We start from the raw sequence: 21,925 nt of genomic DNA on the forward strand, positions 1-21,925 counted from the left end.
ATGGAATTAGCCGATTTTATAGACCATACCAATTTAAAACCCACGGCCACCGTTTCGGATATCCAAAAATTATGTGATGAGGCCATAAAACATCATTTTTATGCCGTTTGTGTAAATGGCTGTAATGTTGCGGTTGCCAAGAAAGCAATAAAGGAATCACCAGTAAAGCTTGCTGCGGTAATCGGATTTCCACTTGGCGCCATGTCCACCAAAGCCAAAATATTTGAAGCAATGGACTGCATAGACCATGGTGCGGACGAAATTGATATGGTGATCAATATTGGTTGGTTAAAATCGGGCATGTTCGATGCAGTTCGTGAAGAAATCAAGGCCATAAAAGAAGCCATAGGGGAAACCGTATTGAAAGTGATTATAGAAACTTGCTACCTTACCAATGCCGAAAAGGAGGAAGCGTGCTCTTTAGCCAAGGATGCCAGAGCCGATTTTGTAAAGACTTCCACTGGTTTTGGAACGGGAGGAGCTACCTATGATGATGTTGTACTGATGAAGGGGATAGTCGGCGACGAACTAAAAATAAAAGCATCTGGCGGAGTAAAAGATCAAGCAACCGCAAAAAAATATATTGAGCTAGGAGTTTCCAGAATTGGCACATCCTCTGGGCCCGATTTAATAAAATAAGTATTCCATGAGCACTCACATAGAAGCCAAACCTGGTGAAATTGCCGAAACCGTTTTAATGCCCGGTGATCCTTTACGGGCCAAATGGATTGCGGAAACCTTTCTGGAAAATCCCATTTGCTATAACAAGATTCGGGGCATGTTGGGTTACACCGGAACTTATAAAGGAAATCGGGTTTCGGTACAAGGCAGTGGAATGGGAATGCCCTCGGCCATGATCTATTTTCATGAACTCATCAATGATTATGGCGTAAAAAATATAATCCGTGTAGGTTCGGCAGGATCGTATCAAAAAGATGTAAAACTAAACGACGTGGTCCTCGCGATGGCCGCATCCACCACTTCTGGTATGAACAACTCCAGGTTTATAAACTCGGATTATTCGCCCACAGCCGATTTTGACCTTTTTATAAAGGCCGTGAACTACGCCAGGGAAAACAATATCAACATAAAAGCAGGAAATGTGCTATCGTCGGACGAGTTCTACGGCGATGATCCTGAGGAATACAAGTTATGGGCCCAATATGGTGTACTTTGCGTGGAAATGGAAACGGCAGGTTTGTACACCATCGCCGCCAAATACAATATTAAGGCGCTAACAGTCCTTACCATTTCCGACTCCTTGGTAACAGGTGAACGTCTTCCGGCCAAGGATCGCGAAACCACATTCGGGGACATGGTCCAAATTGCCCTTGCAGCCGCAATAACGTAAAGCTAGGCATTCAAAGTGTCATCGCTAAAATCGACCACATTTTTGGAAACGGGATATTCAAAAAGTTCCAAAGAAAAATAGGGCAATGCCGCCAATAAATGGTCAAAAATATCGGCCAGCACGTATTCATAGTTTTCCCATCTTTTATCAGAACTAAATGCATAGATTTCCAGAGGGATTCCTTGCGGGGTCGGTTGCAATTGTCTTACCATCAATGTCATTTTCTTGTTGATGGCGGAATGATTTTCCAAATAATTGGAAACATATTTTCTGAAAAGACCAAAATTGGTCATGTTCCTGCCGTTCACCAACAGATCTTTATTGATCTGATTGGCTTCGTTATAAGAATTGATCTGATCGTTCCTTGAGGTGATATATGCCTCGACCAAGTGTATTTTCTTAAGTGATTCTATTTCCGCGGGTGTTAAAAAACGGATACTTTTCTGTCGGATCAACAAAGATCTTTTTATTCTTCTTCCGCCCGAGACCTGCATGCCCCGCCAATTTTTAAATGAATCGGAGATCAATGCATATGTTGGAATGGTGGTAATGGTCATATCAAAATTCTGGACCTTTACCGTGGCCAAGCTTATCTCGATCACATCACCATCGGCACCATATTTTTCGAATGTGATCCAATCCCCAATGCGGACCATATCGTTTATGGTAACTTGAATACTTGCCACAAGACCAAGAATGGAATCTTTAAATATGAGTAGAATTACCGCAGAGGCCGCCCCCAACGCTGTAAAAAACTTCCACACCGTTGTTTCCGTAACTATGGCAAAAATGGTAAGTATTCCGATTATCCAGGCAAAGATCATAAATACCTGTACGTAGCTATCAATAGGCTTGTCCTTAAATCTGGGCCGTGTTTTTAGATAACCGTTCACACTTTTGAAAAACTTCCTGAAAATCAAAAGAATTAGCAGAACAAAGAAAATCTTTGTGGTTTTCAGGGCTATACCCTGTGCATAAGGAAAATCCACGAACGCAACAGGAATAAATTCTAGAAATATTACAAAGGGAACTATGTGCGCTACATATCTGGGAACTCGGTGTGTCACCAGAAAATTATCGAAATTGTTCTTCGACTTACGGGCTACCCGAACGGATATGGCGCGAAGTGTCTTCCAAATAAGCAGATCCAATATTAACACTACGACCAGAACACCCAAAAGAAGCAATATCAAATTGAGATAAGTGGCCAAACCTTCTGCCATGCCAGTTTTTAGAAGATAGTTGTACAATAAGCGACCATATTCCTTGTCCATAGTGAGTTATTAAGCCAACAATCCACAAAATTACAGGAATTTATCCACCCTTCAACAAAAGCAAAACAATAAGATTAGGGTAAATTAAAAACAAATCTATGCTCTATTCAATAAAACTCTTTTAAAACCCATAAAAAGATATTTATACCCTCACCTTTTAGACAAAAAAATTATATTTGCACACTTAAAATTCCAAAGGCCCACGTGGTGGAATTGGTAGACACGCTACCTTGAGGGGGTAGTGTTCGAAAGGACGTGCTGGTTCGACTCCAGTCGTGGGCACAGAAAAAAACCGCAATAACTTGCGGTTTTTTTGTTCATCAACCTTTCCTGAAAAATCCTCAAACTTTTTCCCAAAAGCCTGATATTACCGAAGTGGATTCTAAAATTTATGATAAAAAACTAGGACAACATTTTTTTAATCGTAAATTTGTTTAACGTTTAAACTCAAACAATGAACAATGTAAAAACATCTTTCAGCATTCGGGATATGGAAAACCTATCCGGAATCAAGGCCCACACTATAAGGATTTGGGAAAAAAGATACAATTTGTTCAGTCCGGAAAGAACAGATACAAACATTCGCACCTACAACTTGGAAAGCTTACAAAAGCTCTTGAACGTAACCTTACTGTACAATAATGGGTACAAAATTTCCAAAATCGCCAAGTTAGGGGACCAAAACATACCATCTTTGGTCAACGAAATCATAGCTAAAAATAGCGAGAAAAGCCACTCCATAAATTCTTTTAAGTTGGCTATGCTCAATTTTGATCAGTCACTCTTCCTAAAAACCTACAACGGTCTAATGGAAGAAAAGTCTTTTACCCAAATTTTCAACGAGGTTTTTATACCACTGCTCAACGAGCTCGGGTTGTTATGGCAGACCAATACGATCAGTCCGGCCCACGAACATTTTATCTCGAACTTGATCAAACAGAAAATATACATACACACCGAGATGCTTCAGTTTGAGACACCTTCCAGAAAAGACGAAGTGTATGTCCTGTTTTTGCCAGAAAACGAAATTCATGAATTAGGTCTTTTGTACATTAACTATCAATTGGCTTTAAAAGGGTACAAAACCATATATTTGGGACAGACCATGCCCATCGAAAGCTTGGAAGATCTGTTAAAATATTATACCAACATACGCTTTGTTTCTTATTTTACTGTTGCTCCTACAAAAGATGATATGGGGGATTATTTTAATAAATTCCTAAAGGTCCTGAAAAAATCCCCAACCTCCCAATTGTTTGTCCTCGGACATCAAATCCAAGAAATAGGAGAATTAAAACCTAAGGAGCCCATAAAAATTTTCAAGTCCATAGACCAACTTATTGAATCACTTTAAAGACGAATGAAAAAGGTAATAGTAATCGGTTCTGGTTTTTCCTCGCTCTCTGCCTCCTGTTATTTGGCAAAGGCCGGTTATTCCGTTGAAATTTTTGAAAAAAACGACACTGTGGGCGGCAGGGCAAGGCAGCTGACCAAGGAAGGATTTACTTTTGACATAGGTCCAAGTTGGTATTGGATGCCCGATATTTTTGATAAATTCTTCGCCGATTTCGGTAAAAAAACTTCCGATTACTATCAATTGGACAAACTCAACCCCGCCTACAAGATCTTCTTCCAAGACGATACCATGACCATTGGGGACTGTATGGATGCCATTTGTGATGAATTTGAACGTATTGAGTCCGGTAGCAGTCAGCACCTAAAACAGTTTATAGGCCAAGCCCAGGAAAACTATAACATTGCCATTAACAAAGTTGTTCTCAGACCTGGTCTTTCACCGTTGGAACTGGTAACCAAAGAAACCGTTCTAAAAGTCGACCAATTTTTTAAAACCATAAGCCAGCAGGTTAGAAAGCGATTCAAAAACCCAAAATTGGTATCCACGCTAGAGTTTCCCGTTTTGTTTTTGGGCGCAAAACCCAGTAATACACCTTCTTTCTACAATTTTATGAATTTTGCCGATTTTGGACTGGGCACTTGGCATCCAAAAGGAGGAATGTACGAGATTATAAAGGCCATGAAGAGTTTGGCCGAATCCTTGGGCGTAACCATACACACCAACAGTCCAGCCAGCCATATTTTGGTATCCGAGGGCAAAGTGCTCGGTATCCGAAGCAAGGGCACAAACCAGATAGCCGATTTTGTGGTAAGTGGAGCGGATTACCACCATTCCGAAACCCTGTTGGACAAAAAATATAGACAGTACTCCGAGGAGTATTGGGATAAAAAAACATACGCCCCTTCATCTCTTCTTTTTTATGTAGGATTCGATAAAAAGCTGGAAAACATTGAACATCACAATCTTTTTTTTGACACTGATTTTGAACAGCATGCCGAGGAAATTTATGATCGCCCACAATGGCCGAGCAAACCTTTGTTCTATGCTAATTTTCCGTCCGTAACGGATGCCTCCATGGCTCCCAATGGCAAAGAAAACGGATTTTTCTTGATACCGATTGCTCCAGACCTTGAGGATACGCCCGAACTGCGAGACCAATATTTTGATATAATTATGGACAGATTCGAAAATCTGACCCAACAATCTGTAAAAAATTCCGTAATTTTTAGAGATAGTTTTTGTGTAAACGATTTTGTGGAACAATACAATTCATACAAAGGAAACGCCTATGGTATGGCCAACACTCTGCGCCAGACCGCTTTTTTGCGACCTAACCTTAAAAGTAGTAAGGTCCAAAACTTGTTCTTTACCGGTCAGTTGACCGTTCCCGGACCAGGGGTCCCACCTTCCCTGATATCCGGTAAACTGGTGGCCGATTTAATCATTAAAGAAGAAAAGAGATGAAAACTATTTTTGACGACGTTTCGTATAGTTGCAGTAAGATTGTAACCCAGTCCTACAGTACTTCATTTTCCATGGCGACCAAAATGTTGGCTCCCTCCATCCGAGCGGACATTTACAACATTTATGGTTTTGTTCGATTTGCGGATGAAATTGTGGACACCTTTCATGAGTACGACAAAAAGCAGCTTTTTGATGCTTTTGAGAATGAGATGGATCGCGCTATCGAGCAAAAAATTAGCCTCAACCCAATATTGAACTCTTTTCAGCACACCTATCACAAGTACGATATACCTTACCATTTGGTTGCCTCTTTTATGAAAAGTATGCGAATGGACCTTACCAAAAAGAGGTACGAGACATTTGATGAATATCGCGAATACATTTATGGTTCTGCCGATGTTGTGGGATTGATGTGCCTATGCGTTTTTGTTCAAGGAGATAAAGAGAAATACGAAAAATTAAAAGAATCTGCGATGGCACTGGGTTCTGCCTTCCAAAAAGTAAATTTTCTCCGGGACCTAAAAGCCGATTACGAAGAACTTAACAGAACTTATTTCCCGAATACAGATTTAATGGAACTCGACGAAGCTTCCAAAAAACGTATCGTGGACGAAATTAAAGCTGATTTTGCATTAGGGTATTCGGGTATTGTTCAATTACCGGAACAAGCTAAATTTGGAGTCTACACTGCGTATCGCTACTACAAAAAATTGCTTCAAAAATTACAGAGCACTCCCCCGTTGGAAATCAAAAATACCCGGATTCGAGTACCCAATTATCAAAAATTTGGTCTCTTGGCCCAATCCTATGTAAACTATAAATTGCAACTGGTACAATGAAAGTAGCACTTTGGATACTAATATTTTTATCGACCTTCTGCTTTATGGAATTTATGGCGTGGTTCACCCATAAATATGTCATGCACGGCTTTTTGTGGAGCCTTCATAAGGACCATCACAAAAAGGACCACGACTCGTGGTTTGAGCGGAACGATGCCTTCTTTATTTTTTATGCCGTGGTGAGCATGGTACTATTTTATCTGGGCAGCTATACGTCCTTCTGGTACGGCTGGCCATTGGGTTTTGGAATACTTGCCTATGGCATCGCTTATTTTATGGTCCACGATATTTTTATACACCAACGCTTCAAAATATTTAGAAACGCCAATAATTGGTATGCGCGAGGTGTTCGCCGAGCGCACAAAATTCACCACAAGCATCTGGGAAAAGAAGATGGCGAGTGTTTTGGCATGTTGCTGGTTCCCTTTAAATATTTTAAGAAAAACTGATTTTATTCGGCAAGTAGATTATCCAAAAGTGCTCTGGTCTTGTCCGAGTTCCAATTGGCAGCACCTGTTTTATTGACCACAATGTTGCCTTCTTTATTTAAAATATAAGTAACAGGAATTGAGTTGCTTGCCAAAACTTTTGGCGTATAGGAAGCTTGAAAATAAACGGGAAGATCATATTCCTTTTTCTCTAAAAAGGCCGAAACTTTGTCCTCCTCATCATTGGCGACAAAAGCAAAAACAACTTTATCGCCATAATCCTTGTACAAAGCGGCGAAACCTGGTAATTCTGCCACACAAGGCGGGCACCATGTAGCCCAAACATTGATCAATACAACTTTGCCTTTGTGAGAAATAAGGTTCATTTTATTCCCCTCCCTATCCACAAGTTCCCAATGGTAATCTTCCAGTACCGCCTGCTCGTTTTTGTTTACCGTGCCCGGACTAACTACAACAGCAACCACTTTATTGACCCAAACCCTTACATGAAAACCAATAGGTGTAAAAAGTATTAGCAAGATGGCCAATATCCATATACCATTACTGATCTGTTCTTTGGTAATTTTCATTCCGCAATCAATTCATCCAGTAAATTGTACACCTTTGTAGTGCTCCAGTCAGCGATTCCTTCGTTATGGATTACAATATTTCCCGCTTTATCGATTACATAAGAGGTTGGCACTTTACTAGTATCCACTGCGGTTTTTTCCCCAATGATCAAATAGGTAACAGGGAATGTAAAATTGTTTTCTTCCATGAAAGCATTAACAGGCTCTTGCTCTTCGTTGGTAACGATGTAAAAATCCACCTTCCCTTTATATTTGTCGTATAACTCTTGAATACTTGCAAGTTCAGCCTCGGAGGGCAATCGCCAGGATGCCCATAGATTGATAAGGATTACGTTTCCTTTAGATCTTTTAAAGTTAAAAAAGTTCCAATCTTCATCTTTTAGCTGCCAATCGTAATCGGTTATTTGTTGACGTTCCGACTTTTCTATTACCGATGGTGAAAATGAAAAAGCACGGTTCAACCAAATTTTCCCATAATACCCAATCGGAGTAACAAAAAAAGATAGGATGAAAAGAATCAATATAACATTGAGGATGGTCTTTCTACTGATCTTCATTAAATTGTGTTTCTCAAAAAATAAAAACTCCTGACATCAGTATAACGTCAGGAGTTTTGACAAATTATTTAGATACAATTAAGCATTCTGTTTTTTGATCAAGTTCAAGGCCGAACCTTCGTTGAACCACTTTATCTGGGCATCGTTATACGAATGGTTGGCAATGATGGTATCCTTGCTTCCATCCGCATGGACAACCTCAATGGTCAATGGTTTGTCCGGCGCAAATTCTGCAGCATCCACAATATTGAATGTATCGTCTTCTTGAATCAAATCGTAATCACTCTCATTGGCAAAGGTCAAGGCCAACATCCCTTGTTTTTTAAGGTTTGTTTCATGGATCCTTGCAAAGGATTTTACCAAAACGACCGCAACGCCCAAATGACGTGGCTGCATGGCAGCATGCTCTCTGGAAGATCCCTCTCCATAGTTATGATCACCCACAACTATCGTCATAATTCCATTCTTTTTGTACTCACGTTGCGTATCTGGCACACCGCCGTACTCTCCAGTCAATTGATTCTTGACAAAATTGGTTTTTTGGTTAAATGCATTTACCGCACCAATTAGCGTATTGTTGGCAATATTGTCCAAATGACCTCTAAAACGCAACCAAGGTCCTGCCATGGAAATGTGGTCCGTGGTACATTTTCCGAAGGCTTTGATCAATAACTTCATACCCTGTAGGTTATCCACGGTAATAGGTGTAAAAGGTTCCAAAAGTTGTAGACGCTCAGAATCCGGAGAAACTTTTACAACCACACCACTTCCATCTTTTTGGGGCTCTTCGTATCCGTTTTCCTTTACTTCGAATCCTTTTGGTGGCAACTCCCATCCTGTTGGTTCGTCCAACATTACTTCTTCGCCATCTTCGTTGATCAACTTGTCCGTTAACGGGTTAAAATCCAAACGGCCTGCAATGGCTATTGCAGCGGTCATTTCCGGTGAAGCTACGAAGGCGTGGGTATTTGGGTTACCGTCCGCACGTTTTGCAAAGTTTCGGTTAAAGGAGTGTACAATACTGTTCTTTGGTGCATTTTTTGGGTCCTTGTAACGTGCCCATTGACCAATACAAGGTCCACAGGCATTGGTAAATATCTTGGCATCCAATTTTTCGAATATTTCCAAGATACCGTCACGTTCCGTCGTATATCTAACTTGCTCAGAACCTGGGTTAATTCCAAATTCCGCTTTTGTTTTTAGTTTTTTGTCCAACGCTTGTTGCGCAATGGACGATGCTCTTGAAAGGTCTTCATAAGACGAATTCGTACAGGATCCTATTAATCCCCATTCCACTGCCAAAGGCCAATCATTGGCTTCGGCTTTTTCTTTCATAGTTCCAACTTCCGTTGCCAAGTCCGGGGTAAAAGGACCGTTCAACAAGGGCTTCAACTCGGATAGGTTAATTTCGATCACTTGATCAAAATATTGCTCTGGGTCGGCATATACTTCTGGATCTGCTGTTAAGTGCTCTTTTACCTTATTGGCCTCGTCGGCTACATCAGATCTATCGGTCGCCCTTAGGTAACGCTCCATGGATTCGTCGTATCCAAAGGTAGAAGTGGTTGCACCTATCTCGGCCCCCATATTACAAATAGTTCCTTTTCCTGTGCAGGACATTGCGGTTGCGCCAGGGCCAAAATATTCAACAATGGCACCTGTTCCCCCTTTTACGGTCAAGATTTCGGCCACTTTTAGAATTACGTCCTTGGGTGCTGTCCAACCAGAAAGTTTACCGGTAAGTTTTACACCGATCAACTTTGGGAATTTAAGTTCCCATGCCATACCGGCCATTACATCTACCGCGTCGGCTCCACCAACTCCGATAGCTACCATACCCAGGCCACCTGCATTTACGGTGTGGGAATCTGTTCCGATCATCATTCCGCCCGGGAATGCATAATTTTCCAATACTACTTGGTGGATGATACCTGCTCCCGGTTTCCAAAATCCTATTCCATACTTATTTGATACAGAACCCAAGAAATCAAATACCTCGCTACTGGTCTCGTTGGCATGCTTTAAATCTGCCGCAGCACCATCTTTGGCTTGAATCAAGTGATCACAGTGAACTGTGGTCGGCACCGCCACTTTATCTTTTCCTGCTTGCATAAACTGTAGCAAGGCCATTTGGGCTGTTGCATCCTGACAAGCTATTCTATCGGGAGCGAAATCAACGTAATCCTTTCCTCTTACATATGCCTTTTCTGGATCGCCGTCCCACAAGTGGGAGTATAAAATCTTTTCCGAAAGCGTTAGGGGCTTACCAACCAGTTCTCGGGCTTTTTCCACGCGTTCCCCCATGGAAGCGTAAACGCCCTTAATCATGTTTATATCAAATGCCATTATACAATTGAGTTTTTAGATTTTCGTAATTCGGTAAATTTACTAAATCGTAAAGTAATTTGGAATTAGAATCGTACTAAATAAGTGCGAGGAAAATTATTTTATAATAATTCCCCAATAATTTTATCCTCTGTGATACCTTCTGCTTCCGCTTTGTAGTTTTTAAGTATCCTATGGCGCAATATTCCCAGGGCCACTGCTTTTACATCTTCGATGTCCGGAGAGAATTTTCCATGGATTGCCGCATGTGCCTTAGCTGCGAGTACCAGATTTTGTGATGCCCGTGGGCCTGCCCCCCAATCGATATAATTATTTACATAGTCCGATGCACCGTTTTGATTTGGCCGGGTTCTGTTAACCAGTCTTACGGCATAATCCACCACATTGTCCGGAACGGGTATTCGCCTGATCAAGTGCTGAACCTCAATGATTTCGTCGGCATTAAACAGGGTATTTATCTGGATTTCATTATCCGAAGTGGTAGATTTCACCACTTGTATTTCTTCTTCAATGGAGGGGTATTTTAGTTCTATGGCAAACATAAAACGGTCCAATTGGGCTTCGGGCAACGGATAGGTTCCCTCCTGTTCTATCGGGTTTTGTGTGGCCAAAACAAAATAAGGCCGATTTAATTTGTATTGTTTGCCCGCAATGGTAACGGCTCTTTCTTGCATTGCTTCCAGCAGAGCTGCCTGGGTCTTGGGCGGGGTACGGTTAATTTCGTCCGCCAAAATAATGTTACCGAAAACCGGCCCCATTATAAATTTAAAATTGCGGTTTTGATCCAGCACCTCGCTACCTAAGATATCGCTCGGCATTAGATCTGGTGTAAATTGTATTCTTTTAAAGTCCAGCCCCAATGTCTGGGCAATGGTGTTGACCATCAAGGTTTTTGCCAGACCGGGAACACCGATCAACAGTGAATGCCCCCCTGTGTATATGGATAGCAGTATTTGCTCGATAACCTCTTCTTGGCCAACAATGACCTTGGCGATCTCTTTTTTTAAATCTTGGTGCTTTTTTACCAGGTTTTCAACCGCTGTTACATCCGACATACAATTATTGCTTTACCCAGTTGTTCGCAAAATTGCAGCTTTTACTCTCATCGTCCACATGGATATAAGTGTCTTCGATATGCTCGTCCATCCATTCTTTTATGGCCTTAAACTGTTTTTCCCTTAGGGCGAGCTCTTGGATTTTTAGATAATCCTTGGCAAAATCCGCTTCATGTTCATCGTAACGGTTAGAGATTTTCATGATCTTGAATTTTGGAGGTCCTCCTCTTGGATCATCTTCACGGATGGGCCTTGATATTTCCCCATCCTTTAGGTCCCTAACTTGGTTGTAAAGTGTTGGATCCATTTTGGTAAGCTCAAAACGAGAATCAAAATTGATAGGGTTACGCAACAATCCGCCATCGAACTTGGTTTCTTTTTCATCGGAAAAGTTCAATGCTGCCTCTGCAAAAGTGTATTTGCCATCCAATATATGCTGACGAATCGTGTCCAATTCGCTTACTGCTTTATCTATTGCGCTTTGTGGTATATCCGGAATCATGAGAATGTGACGAATATCCCGCTCTTGCCCTCTCACTTTCTCCACGAAAATGATATGGTAGCCAAAAATAGTCTCAAATGGTTCGGAAACTTCGCCTTCATTTAGACTAAAGGCCACATCCTTGAATTCCCTAACAAATTGAGTTTCTTTGGTAATGCTGTAAAAACCGCCATTTGGTCTAGAACCGGGATCCTCTGAATGTAGAATGGCTTTTACCCTAAAATTTCCGTCGTTTTCCAGAACATCTTGCCTGATCTTGTTCAGCTCATTGATCACCTTTTGTTTTTCTTCTTCTGGTGCTTCGGGCTGTTTTACAATTTGTCCTATTTCCAGTTCTGCACCAAATACCGGGCGTTCATCTTCGGGTATCTTGTAAAAAAACTGACGTACTTCCTCGGGAGTAACTTCGATTTCCTCTACGATCTTGCTTTGCATTTTTTCGGAAAGCATTCGAAGTTTGTTTATTTCAAAAAGCTCTTCACGAAAACTTTCCATATCCGGCTTTTTATAATAGCTGAGCATTTTTTCCACACTACCGATCTGTTGGGTAAGCTGTTGTATCTGTCGGTCACTTTGTGCATTTACCATATCGTCCGATACCAACAAGCTATCCTGTACGGCTTGGTGCGCATAAAGTCTATCCTCCATTAATTTTCCCAAGAGGCTACAGCGTGTAATATCTTCGGTGGAGGCGCCTTGGTTCTTTAAATCGATAAGTGTTTTGTCTATGTCGGATTCCAAGATTACGTAATCTCCTACCACTGCGGCAATTCCATCCAGTTTTATTTTGTTTCCACTAGCCGTGGAGTCTGTTCCAAGTGCTTGGTCCATTTCCTGTGCTTGCACCAATCCTACAATGGCAAAAAATGCGATGGAAAGTCCTTTAATTCTCATTGTCATAAACCTCAAATTCTTTCTTCTTAATGGCTTCATCAATAATATCGGTTTCAAGTTTTTTTACGTAGCTCAATCGTCTTCTGTTCAAGATCAGTTGTTTAATATCGGGCTCAACATAATCAAAAGGAGCTGTTTCATTGACTTCCAATACATTGGTCACCAAGCCCAAATATACTTCTAACGAATCTTGTAACTCAAAAAATTGTGATTTTTTTAAGTGCGTCTCTTCATTGGCACGGTTCAACGGCGGGATTTCTGCAATTACCCTCGAAGCGCTTACCCAAATGGAGTCGTTAAAATGTATTTTTTTAAACTGTACCGCAATAGAATCAAGATATCGCTTATCGGCCTTGTCCCATTTTTTTAATTTGTCCTCCACACCTTTCCTATCCAAAAACTGACTGGACATGCCCACAAACCTCAACTGCACCAACTTTTCGTTAAGTTTAAAGTTTTCTTTTTCCTGTTCGTAAAATTCCAACAATTGGCCTTGGGTAACAGCAGTATCCTGGGACTGGTTCACCAATGCTTCTATATAGGCCCTTGTGTAGAGATCAGCACGATAATCGGACACCAAACGATCGAATTCTGCCAACTTTTCTCCAGGCAAGTTGATTTTTGACTTGGTCAACAATAATTGTTTGGATGCCCAAGTATTAATGTAGTTGGTAACGAAAATTGTGCTATCCTCGGCTGTCATGTCATCATCTACCAACGATGCAACATCCTCTTTGTACAGATAGACATCCCCCACACGTGCCAAAGGTTCCTTTTCTTCATCTTTATTGAACATACCTTCGCACGAAGAAAAAAGTATGACCAACAATGCACAAAAAAGGAAAAGCGTATTTTTTTGGTGCTTAAGCATTTCGCAAAAATAACAATTACTAAATCCCTTACAAGAAGGTTCTCATATCATTAACAGATTTTTTAATCGGGATAGATGTACAGAAATTGCTACTTTAGTGCAAAACCAAACTAAAAATGAAGTACACTACCGAAATTGTTGTGGATATTCCACGGGACGAGTTCATTAAAAAAATGGACGACCCCGAAAATATGAAACATTGGCAACGAGGATTGATCAAGTATGAACAACTGTCCAAGACGCCCGGACAAGAAGGTGCCCAAATGAGCCTCAGCTATAAAATGGGGAAAAGGGAAATGGACATGGTAGAGACCATCATCAAAAGAAAACTGCCCGAAGAAATGCACATGACCTACGACACCAAGGGAGTGCACAACATCCAAAAAAACTACTTTAAGGATGAAGGAGATAAAACCCGTTGGGTTTCCGAAACCGAGTTTCAATTTTCTGGATTTGGTATGAAGTTAATGGGTTTTCTAATGCCCGGAGCGTTCAAAAAACAATCGTTCAAATATATGCAAGACTTTAAAGCCTTTGCCGAAACCGGTAAATCTGTAACCGAATCTTAAAAACAATGGAAAAACTTTTGGATAGAAAAATAAAAATTATTTGGGATTTTAGAGGACCAAGCGCAGCCCATACCGCAGAACACTATTTAAAACACCTAAAAGAGTTTGTTGAAGTCGAGGAATTAAAATACGACCTGGGCGGTATCGAACATTACAGTCCCACGCACAGTATTGCCTTTTTGGTCGTCGCAGAATTTGAGCTAAAGGAAGTGAGAAGCATCCTTAAACCACACAGGGGTCAGGTGTATAACGGTGAAATTTAAGTATATGTTACGTAAACTTTCAATTCTCTGTATGCTGGGTTTAATAACGTCCTGTGCAGAGAATGGCCCCAGCGACCCTTTGCAAAAAGCGCTTTCCTCTACCGATCCAAAGATTGCCAATGTTATGCAAAATCTGGATGCCCACGAAGTGCAGATCAGATATACTCAAATTGACCGTAGGAACGACAGCATTATATTTACCGATTATGATTTTCAGGTAGAAAAAAACAATTATTTCTATCCAGCGAGCACAGTCAAGTTCCCTGCTGCAGTGGCTGCCTTGGAAAAGTTGAACGAAATCGATACACTGAACGCCCATTCCACCTTTTTTGTGGAAGGCGATTCTGTACAAACCACATTCGCAAAGGCCATATCGGAGATTTTTGCGGTTTCGGACAATGCCGCCAACAACAGGTTAATTGAATTCTTGGGTCAGGACGACCTTAATAAAAGAATGTTGGAGCGTGGCGTTTCCCCCATTAGGATTTCCCACCGTTTATCCACCAGCAATGCCGACGAGGTCACCACAAAGTCTTTGGTTTTTTACCTAAACGACTCCACGACCACCATGGGCGCTCCTATAGTCAACGATCCGATACTCCCATTAGATTTGCAAAACATTAAAAAGGGAATCGGTTTTATGGGCGATGATAAACTCCAAAAGACCCCGTTCGATTTTAGTTTAAAGAATTACTACCCTATCCAAGCCCAGAGCAACTTATTAAAAAGAGTGATGTTTCCTGAAGCATTTCCAGCAGAAGAGCGTTTTAATTTAAATGAAGAACAATACGAGCTTCTCCACACCGCCATGCACACCTTACCCGCTAAGGTGGGTTATGACCCGGATGAGTATTACGATAGTTATGTTAAGTTTTTTATGTTTGGAGACAATACGGACCCCATGCCAGACCACATAAAAATATACAACAAAGTAGGCTATGCCTACGGCACCTTAACGGATTGCGCCTACATTAAAGACGCAGAAAACGATGTGGATTTTATACTGACCGCAACTATATTGGTAAACAGCAATGGCATATTTAACGATAACACTTATGAGTATGACGAAATAGGAATCCCGTTTCTGGCACAGTTAGGAAGAGAAATTTATGAAATCGAGTTGGAGAGGAAGAAATAATCCATCCCTAAAATATACCATTATAAAAAAGCGGGACATTGCCTCGTAATCTTATCTTACTCGGCAACATCCCACTTCCGGATTAAAATCCTAAAAGTCAAGAAACCTCATCAACCATTTCTGGCTGGATGTTCCAATTATCGTTGGCCAACAGTACTTGGTCAAAATCGACACCCTCAATAGGCTTTAATGTTTGACTGGCCGCATCCCACTCTATTTTTCTGCCCAATTTCCAGGACAAGCCGGCCATGTGTGCCGAAATGGCCTCATCAAAACCTTCTTTAATACCACAGCTCACATTTCCGCCATTCTTAATTACACTCAGCCACTCCCGCATATGTAAGAAAGTAGAATCTACACGAACACCATCTATATAGGTCCACATAAGACCCTTATCGGCAAAATATTGCGATGTGGCCGATGAAACCGCATCGGTCGACCCTGCAGCTGGATCATATTGGTAAATGGGCACATTGGGTTTCATTTTCTCAGCCTCCAACATGTCGGCATATCGGGTGGATGCGCTATCGGGCCAAACAGTTAATCTATTGCCCAGTTCCATGGTAGCATCGTGTCCCATTAAAATTGTAGGTCGATTAAAACCATTACCCAAAGTGGCACTGTAACAAAAGGTCATTCCCCTTTCTTTGCCCTTGGTTTGACTGCTTCCGGTACTGAACTCGGGAAATTCCATATTCACCTGGATCACATCCGGAACATTTCTACCATCGTTATGGGTGTAAATTCCGCCCGAAGCGCTGACCGCAGTCGGAATACCCATGTTCAGCACACAATTTAACCTGTCGTAATCGTGGGTCAACAAATCGCCCGAAAGACCCGAACCATAGGCCCACCACTTACGCCACCTAAAAAAATGGTTCTTATTGAACGGTACTTTTGGTGCAGTGCCTAAAAACTGTTCCCAATCAATGGTTTCGGGGCTGGCTTTCTCATGGAGATCATAATTCCAAGCGCCATTGTCATCGTTACGGTTTGTGTTGGTCTGGATCAACGACACATGTCCCAAAGTCCCTTTTTCCACAATATCGCGGGCGGTACTAAAACTTAGGGTTTGCCTGTGCTGGTGTCCCACAGCGAACACTGCTTCGGATTTTTCGGCAGCATCGCGCAAAGTGTAGGTTTCTTCAACCGTATGTGTCATAGGTTTTTCCACATAGACATGTACATTATGGTTCAAAGCCTCAATGGACATGGGGGCATGCCAATGATCTGGTGTTGCGATCACCACGGCATCCACTGCACCACTTTTGATCATATCCTTATAATTCAAATATCTTTTGATCTTATTGTCCTCCGTGGAGAAAGAGTTGATGAATTTCTCTGCCCGCACATCAAATACATCACAAATGCCCACCAATTTCACGTTGAGACGTTCTTGGGCCTCAAAATCCTCCAGTCTTTTGTTATTGGGGTCTTCTTCGGCAGCCAAGCGCATTTCTTCTTTCCACTCGTCGGTAGCAAAGCCCAAGGCCCTTGTCAATTGCTCTCCACGAATACCAAATCCAATTACCCCTATGCGAACTGGGTCGCCTCCTATCCCGGGAACCGCAGGTGGCAATGATGGTTTTATATTGAGCTGCTCCAATATTTCTGAACGCTTCTTGCGCGAGTTGACCGAGGTTGCCGCTCCTGCCCACCATACAGCTCCAAGTATGGGAAGGCCGCCCAACCCTATCAATAGGTCTCTTCTAGTCCATTTCATTGTTCCTGTGTTTTAAGTTTGTTTTTTCTGAGATAATCCAAGCCAAAGTAACTTCCCGTGGGCAATTGATATATTACAATACAGGCCACCAGCTCAATCAAGTTTTTATTGATGATCCAGTAGTTTCCCTCGACGTTCATTTGGGTGAGTCCTGGGAATGGCGGATGTGCCAAAAAATAAAGTGCCAATAGCCCTACCCCGACAAAGGCACCGATTCGTTCAAAAACCCCCAAGGTAAAGGTTACACCTACCACCATAAGGGCAATAATGTTCATGGTATCTACCCAACCTATGGTTGCATCACCAATCAACATGGTAAAAAACCATTCAAATGGTCCTTGTGCGGTGGCCAAATACCCAAAAGATGTCCATTCCGGATTATACATCTTCACCACACCTTCAAACAAAAAGTGCCACCCGATAAAGATGCGAAGCAAGGCAACACTGGCTTTCAGTTTATTTTGATTTTGGTTCATAATTGTTATAGTTAATTGTAAATATCCCAGTTCCTCTTTGAAGAAAGCAAGATTTCCTTCTAAGTATTAAAAGTACCCCACATTAAACCTAAATACCATGACCATTATCAGTTTTCAACAGTCTGAACACAACATGTTCCTGCAGTACTACAAAAGTCAAAAACTGATATATTTTTGATCACTTCGCAATATTGGATTGATCAATAACAAGGCTTAATTTTATAAATATCGCTATCATACCTCCCTCCTATTTTGAAATTGATTTTTATTCCCAAATTCTTTCGTCAACCGCTTTTTTTTGATGAAGTTAACATTACCAACCCACACTTGAAACAGGCCTGTGAACCAAATTGAAACGGATATAGTTTATCTAAAAAAACAATTTCCCAACGGTATCCTAAACATACACCAAAAGGGACATGCCATTTGCAACATACATTCCAAAGTGAATACGTTCCGATGGTTACTACAAGGCACCTTTGACTATTTTACAACAACCAAGGATACGGAGGAAGAGGTTTTGGTCTGTCAAATTTCAGAGCCGATGAGCATTTTGGGCCTAAATGGGCTCAACGATAGAAAAAGGTATACGTACAAGATCGTGGTATCTTCCGATCAAGCTACTTTTTTTGAAGTACCTATTGAAGTAATAATCCATCACCTAGCCCATACTGAGAACAACCAAACCATTCTAAAGATAAGTCGTTCGTTATACCATCAATTGAGGCAAGCACTTTTAAAACAGACCGATTTGTTACAAGCTGCACGTTATCGCTCCCTGAACAATGATCAACAGTTTTTTATGGGCCCGGCGACCGAACAGGCGGAAATAGTCTCCTTGATGCGACGCTCCCCTTTTTTGGACTATTTTGACGATCAGCAACTATCACAACTCGCTTCCATTGCCGAACGGCGGGAATATGAACCCGACGAAGTACTTTATATACAAGACAGGCTTACCAACGGGCTCTTTATTTTGATCAGTGGTGAAGTTGCCATCAAACGATTGGAAGGGAACATTGAGATACGCCAGCGGTCCATAAACAATCCAGGGTTTATTTTTGGCTGGTCCTGTGCTATGGGAGAAAAGGATATTTGCTCCGCTGTCACTACTCAGAAAACCTCCATTTATTTTATCCATCAAAAGGATTTGCTACAATTGCTGGACAAATGCTCCGTTTTCGCACACAACTTTTTTATGCGGTTGTTTTGGCTGATGGGCAACCAGATCAACGCAGCCTTCGTCCGCTACCTGGGACTTTTGGGCAAGCACAACCTCCAAGCTGTCTATCAATTGATAGAGAACAACAAATCAAGATTGGCCGTATCATCCCCTTTGCATCAGGTCGGGCATTTGCTATCCAATACCAACACCAAACAATTGGGGTACAATGCTCTCACCAAACTCATTTCCTACGGCTCTCATCTGGAACGACATATCGCTTCGTTGAGCCTGGAGCTTTTGCAAGAAGATATGCAGGAGCTAAAGTTTCTTAAAGGACTCCAGCATATTTATGAAACGGTAGCGGAAAATAAGAACGAAACAGGCATGGATATCCGCAAATCTTGCGCTACTGCAACAAAAAAAGCTTTTGAACACGTGCAGCATAAAATTGAAGGACTGGATAACCTTCCGGACAAAAGTGGCTGTATTTTTATATACAATCATCTTTTCAACCATCCATTTTATACGCTCAACAACAAATTTCAAATTACATTGGATTCACATTTTATCAGTGCCAAAATATTGGATGATAAATATAACGATCCTGGTATCCGGACGGTGCGTATAGGTCAGGGACAAGAATATGGCCATCAAAACTATTATACCAAGTTGGGATATATCAATGTCTATACCAAAGATTCTGAGGCGGTTGACAAAGAATGTAAAAAGGCAACACGTAGTATATTCTATAGAACGGCCGCAGAATTTTTACAGACCGGACACAATTTGGTCGTTAGTCCGGAAGGAACCTCCTACTCTACCGAGGAATCCCCTGGACCTTTTAAAATGGGTGTTTTTAAACTGGCCCAATCCATGGAAAACGAACCTTACATTGTACCTATTGTCTTAGTGAATTTTGATAAGCGCATTTCGAACGGCCTTTTTTACTGTAAGATCCACGAACCTTTTAAACTGAGTGACAAACTATTGGAGACTGGGAAAAATTTGTCCGATTTTGTAAAGCATTATCAGTACACCTACGCAGGGTACGTAGAGGAAGCAAAGGAACGTGCCGAAGAATTGCACATGAAACCAGTCCCAAACGTTATCGAAGAACCACCAGAAATTTGGCGCAACGAGATCAAGCGTTTAAAAAGACGGGTAAACAATCTGGAAAACCAGAACGACCTGATTGTTTTTTATGGAAGTTCCTCTGTGCGTCTATGGGTAGGAATGAAAAAGGATTTAGCTCCATTTAATGTTCTTAATTTAGGATTTGGTGGATCTACCTATGTGTGGTGCATTCATTATTTTGATGAAATCTTTAAAGGAGCAGAACCTAGCAAAATTGTACTGTACGCCGGTGAAAACGACCTTGCACAAGGCAAATCGCCGCAAGAAGTTTTGAACGACTGCAACCAACTGGTTCAAATGATCCTTAAAAAATATCCTAAGGTGGAACTGGCTTTTATAAGCCTGAAACCCAGTTTGGAACGCGAGGACATGATTCCCCAGATCATAGAGACCAATCTATTGTTGTCCAAATACGCAATTGGAGAGCTTAATGCGCAGTATATAAATGTGTTCGGACAAATGATTACTGCGGACAACCGGCCAAAACCTGATCTGTACATGTCGGATGGATTGCACCTAAACAAAAAAGGATATACTATTTGGAGCGAGGTGATCAAAACAGCTTTGCTCTCTTCCGAGAATCCTATGGAAAAAGAATCGTTTGATTTGGCTGCAGATGCTTAAGCTGGCTCCCCAAACAAATCGTAATCCGATGCATCTGTAATCTTGATATTTACAAAGTCCCCGATTTTCACATAATGTTTGGTGGCATCGATCAGCACTTCGTTATCCACATCGGGCGAATCGAACTCGGTGCGGCCCACAAAATGGCTGCCTTCTTTCCTGTCGATGATACAGCGGAAAGTCTCCCCTATTTTCTCTTGGTTCAATTCCCAGGAAATCTGTGATTGGATCTCCATAATAATGTTTGCGCGTTCTTGCTTTACTTCTTCGGGAACATCGTCCTCCAAATTAAAGGCATGTGTATTTTCCTCGTGGCTGTAAGTAAAACAGCCCAAACGTTCAAAGCGCATTTCTTGTACCCATTGTTTCAAGGTCTCAAAATCTTGTTCGGTTTCTCCAGGGTAGCCAACGATCAAAGTGGTTCGAATGGCTATGTTAGGTACGGTTTCCCTAAAATCGTTCAACAGTTTTGTAGTTTTCGCCTGTGTAGTCCCCCGCCGCATACTTTTAAGTATGGAATCGGATATATGTTGAAGGGGAATATCTATATAATTGCACACTTTTGGCTCGTTGCGCATTACTTCCAGAACATCCATTGGGAAGCCTGTTGGGAAGGCATAATGCAAACGGATCCATTCTATCCCCTCAACTTTCACCAACGCTTGGAGCAATTCTGCCAAATTTCTTTTCTTGTACAGATCAAGGCCATAATAGGTCAGGTCTTGCGCAATTAAAATGAGCTCTTTTACCCCGTTCACAGCCAGTTTCCCTGCTTCGGAGACCAAATCCTCAATGGGGGTGCTTCGGTGCTTTCCTCGCATCAAAGGTATGGCACAGAAAGAACAAGGACGATCACATCCTTCCGCAATTTTTAGATAGGCATAATTCTTAGGGGTTGTGGTAAGTCGTTCCCCGATGAGCTCATGCTTGTAATCGGCTCCAAGAGCTTTTAATAAATTGGGAAGATCACTAGTTCCAAAATATTCGTCCACATTGGGAATCTCTTTCTCCAAATCCGGTTTGTACCGCTCGCTCAAGCAACCTGTCACAAAAACCTTGTCCACTTTCCCTGCTTCTTTTCGCTGTACGTAGTCCAAAATAGTATTGACACTTTCTTCCTTTGCATTGGCAATAAATCCGCAGGTATTGATTACCACGACATTGCCCTCTTCCTCGTGGGCCACTTCTTTGTTGTTGGCGCGCAATTGTCCCATTAACACTTCCGAGTCGTAGACATTTTTGCTACAACCTAAGGTCACCACGTTGATTTTATTCTTTTTGAGCGATTTTGTGCGCATATTTTCT

The 21,925-nt window shown here is 41.6% G+C and carries 20 protein-coding genes and 1 tRNA gene; 11 read left to right on the forward strand and 10 right to left on the reverse strand.

The features are described 5' to 3' along the window. Together deoC and deoD are read left to right on the forward strand one after the other, a co-directional pair. Positions 1-639, forward strand: a complete 639-nt coding sequence (deoC, locus tag MJO53_RS01425) for a deoxyribose-phosphate aldolase (protein WP_252080163.1) — start codon at positions 1-3, stop codon at positions 637-639. A gap of 7 nt (positions 640-646) precedes the next feature. Then, positions 647-1,351 (forward strand): purine-nucleoside phosphorylase, encoded by a 705-nt coding sequence (gene deoD / locus MJO53_RS01430; RefSeq protein WP_252080165.1) that lies wholly within the window; start codon positions 647-649, stop codon positions 1,349-1,351. 2 nt (positions 1,352-1,353) lie between these two features. Here the strand turns inward: deoD and MJO53_RS01435 are convergent, their stop codons facing one another. Next, positions 1,354-2,625, reverse strand: coding sequence for a mechanosensitive ion channel family protein (locus MJO53_RS01435; RefSeq protein ID WP_252080166.1), 1,272 nt, complete (start codon positions 2,623-2,625; stop codon positions 1,354-1,356). Between the two features lie 198 nt (positions 2,626-2,823). Between MJO53_RS01435 and MJO53_RS01440 the strand changes: the two genes are divergently transcribed. The 5 genes from MJO53_RS01440 (at position 2,824) to MJO53_RS01460 (ending at position 6,734) form a co-directional block, all read left to right on the forward strand. Beyond that, a tRNA-Leu gene (locus MJO53_RS01440) sits at positions 2,824-2,907 on the forward strand. Between the two features lie 172 nt (positions 2,908-3,079). Then, positions 3,080-3,979, forward strand: a complete 900-nt coding sequence (locus tag MJO53_RS01445) for a MerR family transcriptional regulator (protein ID WP_252080168.1) — start codon at positions 3,080-3,082, stop codon at positions 3,977-3,979. A 6-nt stretch (positions 3,980-3,985) separates the two neighbouring features. Further along, positions 3,986-5,446 carry a phytoene desaturase family protein gene (locus MJO53_RS01450; protein WP_252080170.1) on the forward strand — a complete coding sequence of 487 codons (1,461 nt, stop codon included), beginning with the start codon at positions 3,986-3,988 and terminating at the stop codon, positions 5,444-5,446. Further along, positions 5,443-6,285, forward strand: a complete 843-nt coding sequence (locus MJO53_RS01455) for a phytoene/squalene synthase family protein (protein WP_224837732.1) — start codon at positions 5,443-5,445, stop codon at positions 6,283-6,285. The genes MJO53_RS01450 and MJO53_RS01455 overlap by 4 nt, the downstream gene beginning before the upstream one ends. Then, positions 6,282-6,734, forward strand: a complete 453-nt coding sequence (locus MJO53_RS01460) for a sterol desaturase family protein (RefSeq protein ID WP_252080172.1) — start codon at positions 6,282-6,284, stop codon at positions 6,732-6,734. Before MJO53_RS01455 ends, MJO53_RS01460 begins: the two co-directional genes overlap by 4 nt. A gap of 2 nt (positions 6,735-6,736) precedes the next feature. On the opposite strand, the gene MJO53_RS01465 is transcribed toward MJO53_RS01460, so the two are convergent. The 6 genes from MJO53_RS01465 to MJO53_RS01490 form a co-directional block, all read right to left on the reverse strand. Beyond that, positions 6,737-7,303: a TlpA family protein disulfide reductase gene (locus tag MJO53_RS01465; RefSeq protein ID WP_252080174.1), complete on the reverse strand. Its 567-nt coding sequence runs from the start codon at positions 7,301-7,303 to the stop codon at positions 6,737-6,739. Then, positions 7,300-7,860 (reverse strand): TlpA family protein disulfide reductase, encoded by a 561-nt coding sequence (locus MJO53_RS01470; RefSeq protein ID WP_252080176.1) that lies wholly within the window; start codon positions 7,858-7,860, stop codon positions 7,300-7,302. Before MJO53_RS01470 ends, MJO53_RS01465 begins: the two co-directional genes overlap by 4 nt. A gap of 78 nt (positions 7,861-7,938) precedes the next feature. Next, positions 7,939-10,206: an aconitate hydratase gene (locus MJO53_RS01475; protein ID WP_252080177.1), complete on the reverse strand. Its 2,268-nt coding sequence runs from the start codon at positions 10,204-10,206 to the stop codon at positions 7,939-7,941. A gap of 101 nt (positions 10,207-10,307) precedes the next feature. Next, positions 10,308-11,261 (reverse strand): AAA family ATPase, encoded by a 954-nt coding sequence (locus MJO53_RS01480; RefSeq protein ID WP_252080178.1) that lies wholly within the window; start codon positions 11,259-11,261, stop codon positions 10,308-10,310. Positions 11,262-11,265: 4 nt separating this feature from the next. Beyond that, positions 11,266-12,663: a peptidylprolyl isomerase gene (locus MJO53_RS01485; protein WP_252080179.1), complete on the reverse strand. Its 1,398-nt coding sequence runs from the start codon at positions 12,661-12,663 to the stop codon at positions 11,266-11,268. After that, on the reverse strand, positions 12,647-13,528 hold the full coding sequence (locus tag MJO53_RS01490) for a peptidyl-prolyl cis-trans isomerase (protein WP_252080180.1): 882 nt from the start codon (positions 13,526-13,528) through the stop codon (positions 12,647-12,649). The genes MJO53_RS01485 and MJO53_RS01490 overlap by 17 nt, the downstream gene beginning before the upstream one ends. Positions 13,529-13,644: 116 nt before the next feature. On the opposite strand from MJO53_RS01490, the gene MJO53_RS01495 reads away from it, so the two are divergent. The 3 genes from MJO53_RS01495 to MJO53_RS01505 are packed head-to-tail and all read left to right on the forward strand — an operon-like array spanning position 13,645 to position 15,498. Next, positions 13,645-14,097, forward strand: coding sequence for an SRPBCC family protein (locus MJO53_RS01495; RefSeq protein ID WP_224837740.1), 453 nt, complete (start codon positions 13,645-13,647; stop codon positions 14,095-14,097). 5 nt (positions 14,098-14,102) lie between these two features. Beyond that, entirely contained in the window at positions 14,103-14,360 is a 258-nt protein-coding gene (locus tag MJO53_RS01500; protein ID WP_224837741.1) for a hypothetical protein, read from the forward strand. A 31-nt stretch (positions 14,361-14,391) separates the two neighbouring features. Further along, complete coding sequence (locus MJO53_RS01505; RefSeq protein ID WP_252080181.1) at positions 14,392-15,498, forward strand: serine hydrolase; 1,107 nt, start codon at positions 14,392-14,394, stop codon at positions 15,496-15,498. 97 nt (positions 15,499-15,595) lie between these two features. Here MJO53_RS01505 and MJO53_RS01510 read toward each other — a convergent pair whose 3' ends face one another. After that, positions 15,596-17,221 carry a Gfo/Idh/MocA family protein gene (locus tag MJO53_RS01510; RefSeq protein ID WP_252080182.1) on the reverse strand — a complete coding sequence of 542 codons (1,626 nt, stop codon included), beginning with the start codon at positions 17,219-17,221 and terminating at the stop codon, positions 15,596-15,598. Beyond that, positions 17,218-17,697: a DoxX family membrane protein gene (locus MJO53_RS01515; protein WP_252080183.1), complete on the reverse strand. Its 480-nt coding sequence runs from the start codon at positions 17,695-17,697 to the stop codon at positions 17,218-17,220. The genes MJO53_RS01510 and MJO53_RS01515 overlap by 4 nt, the downstream gene beginning before the upstream one ends. Positions 17,698-18,037: 340 nt before the next feature. Between MJO53_RS01515 and MJO53_RS01520 the strand changes: the two genes are divergently transcribed. Continuing rightward, a complete protein-coding gene (locus MJO53_RS01520) occupies positions 18,038-20,620 on the forward strand; it encodes a cyclic nucleotide-binding domain-containing protein (protein WP_252080184.1) in 2,583 nt (860 codons plus the stop codon). Here MJO53_RS01520 and rimO read toward each other — a convergent pair. Beyond that, positions 20,617-21,918 carry a 30S ribosomal protein S12 methylthiotransferase RimO gene (rimO, locus tag MJO53_RS01525; protein WP_252080185.1) on the reverse strand — a complete coding sequence of 434 codons (1,302 nt, stop codon included), beginning with the start codon at positions 21,916-21,918 and terminating at the stop codon, positions 20,617-20,619. The genes MJO53_RS01520 and rimO overlap by 4 nt on opposite strands. Between the last annotated feature and the right edge of the window lie 7 nt (positions 21,919-21,925).

Origin of the sequence: Flagellimonas marinaquae (assembly GCF_023716465.1) — a bacterium.
In the GTDB taxonomy this organism is placed as follows: Bacteria; Bacteroidota; Bacteroidia; order Flavobacteriales; family Flavobacteriaceae; genus Flagellimonas; species Flagellimonas alginolytica.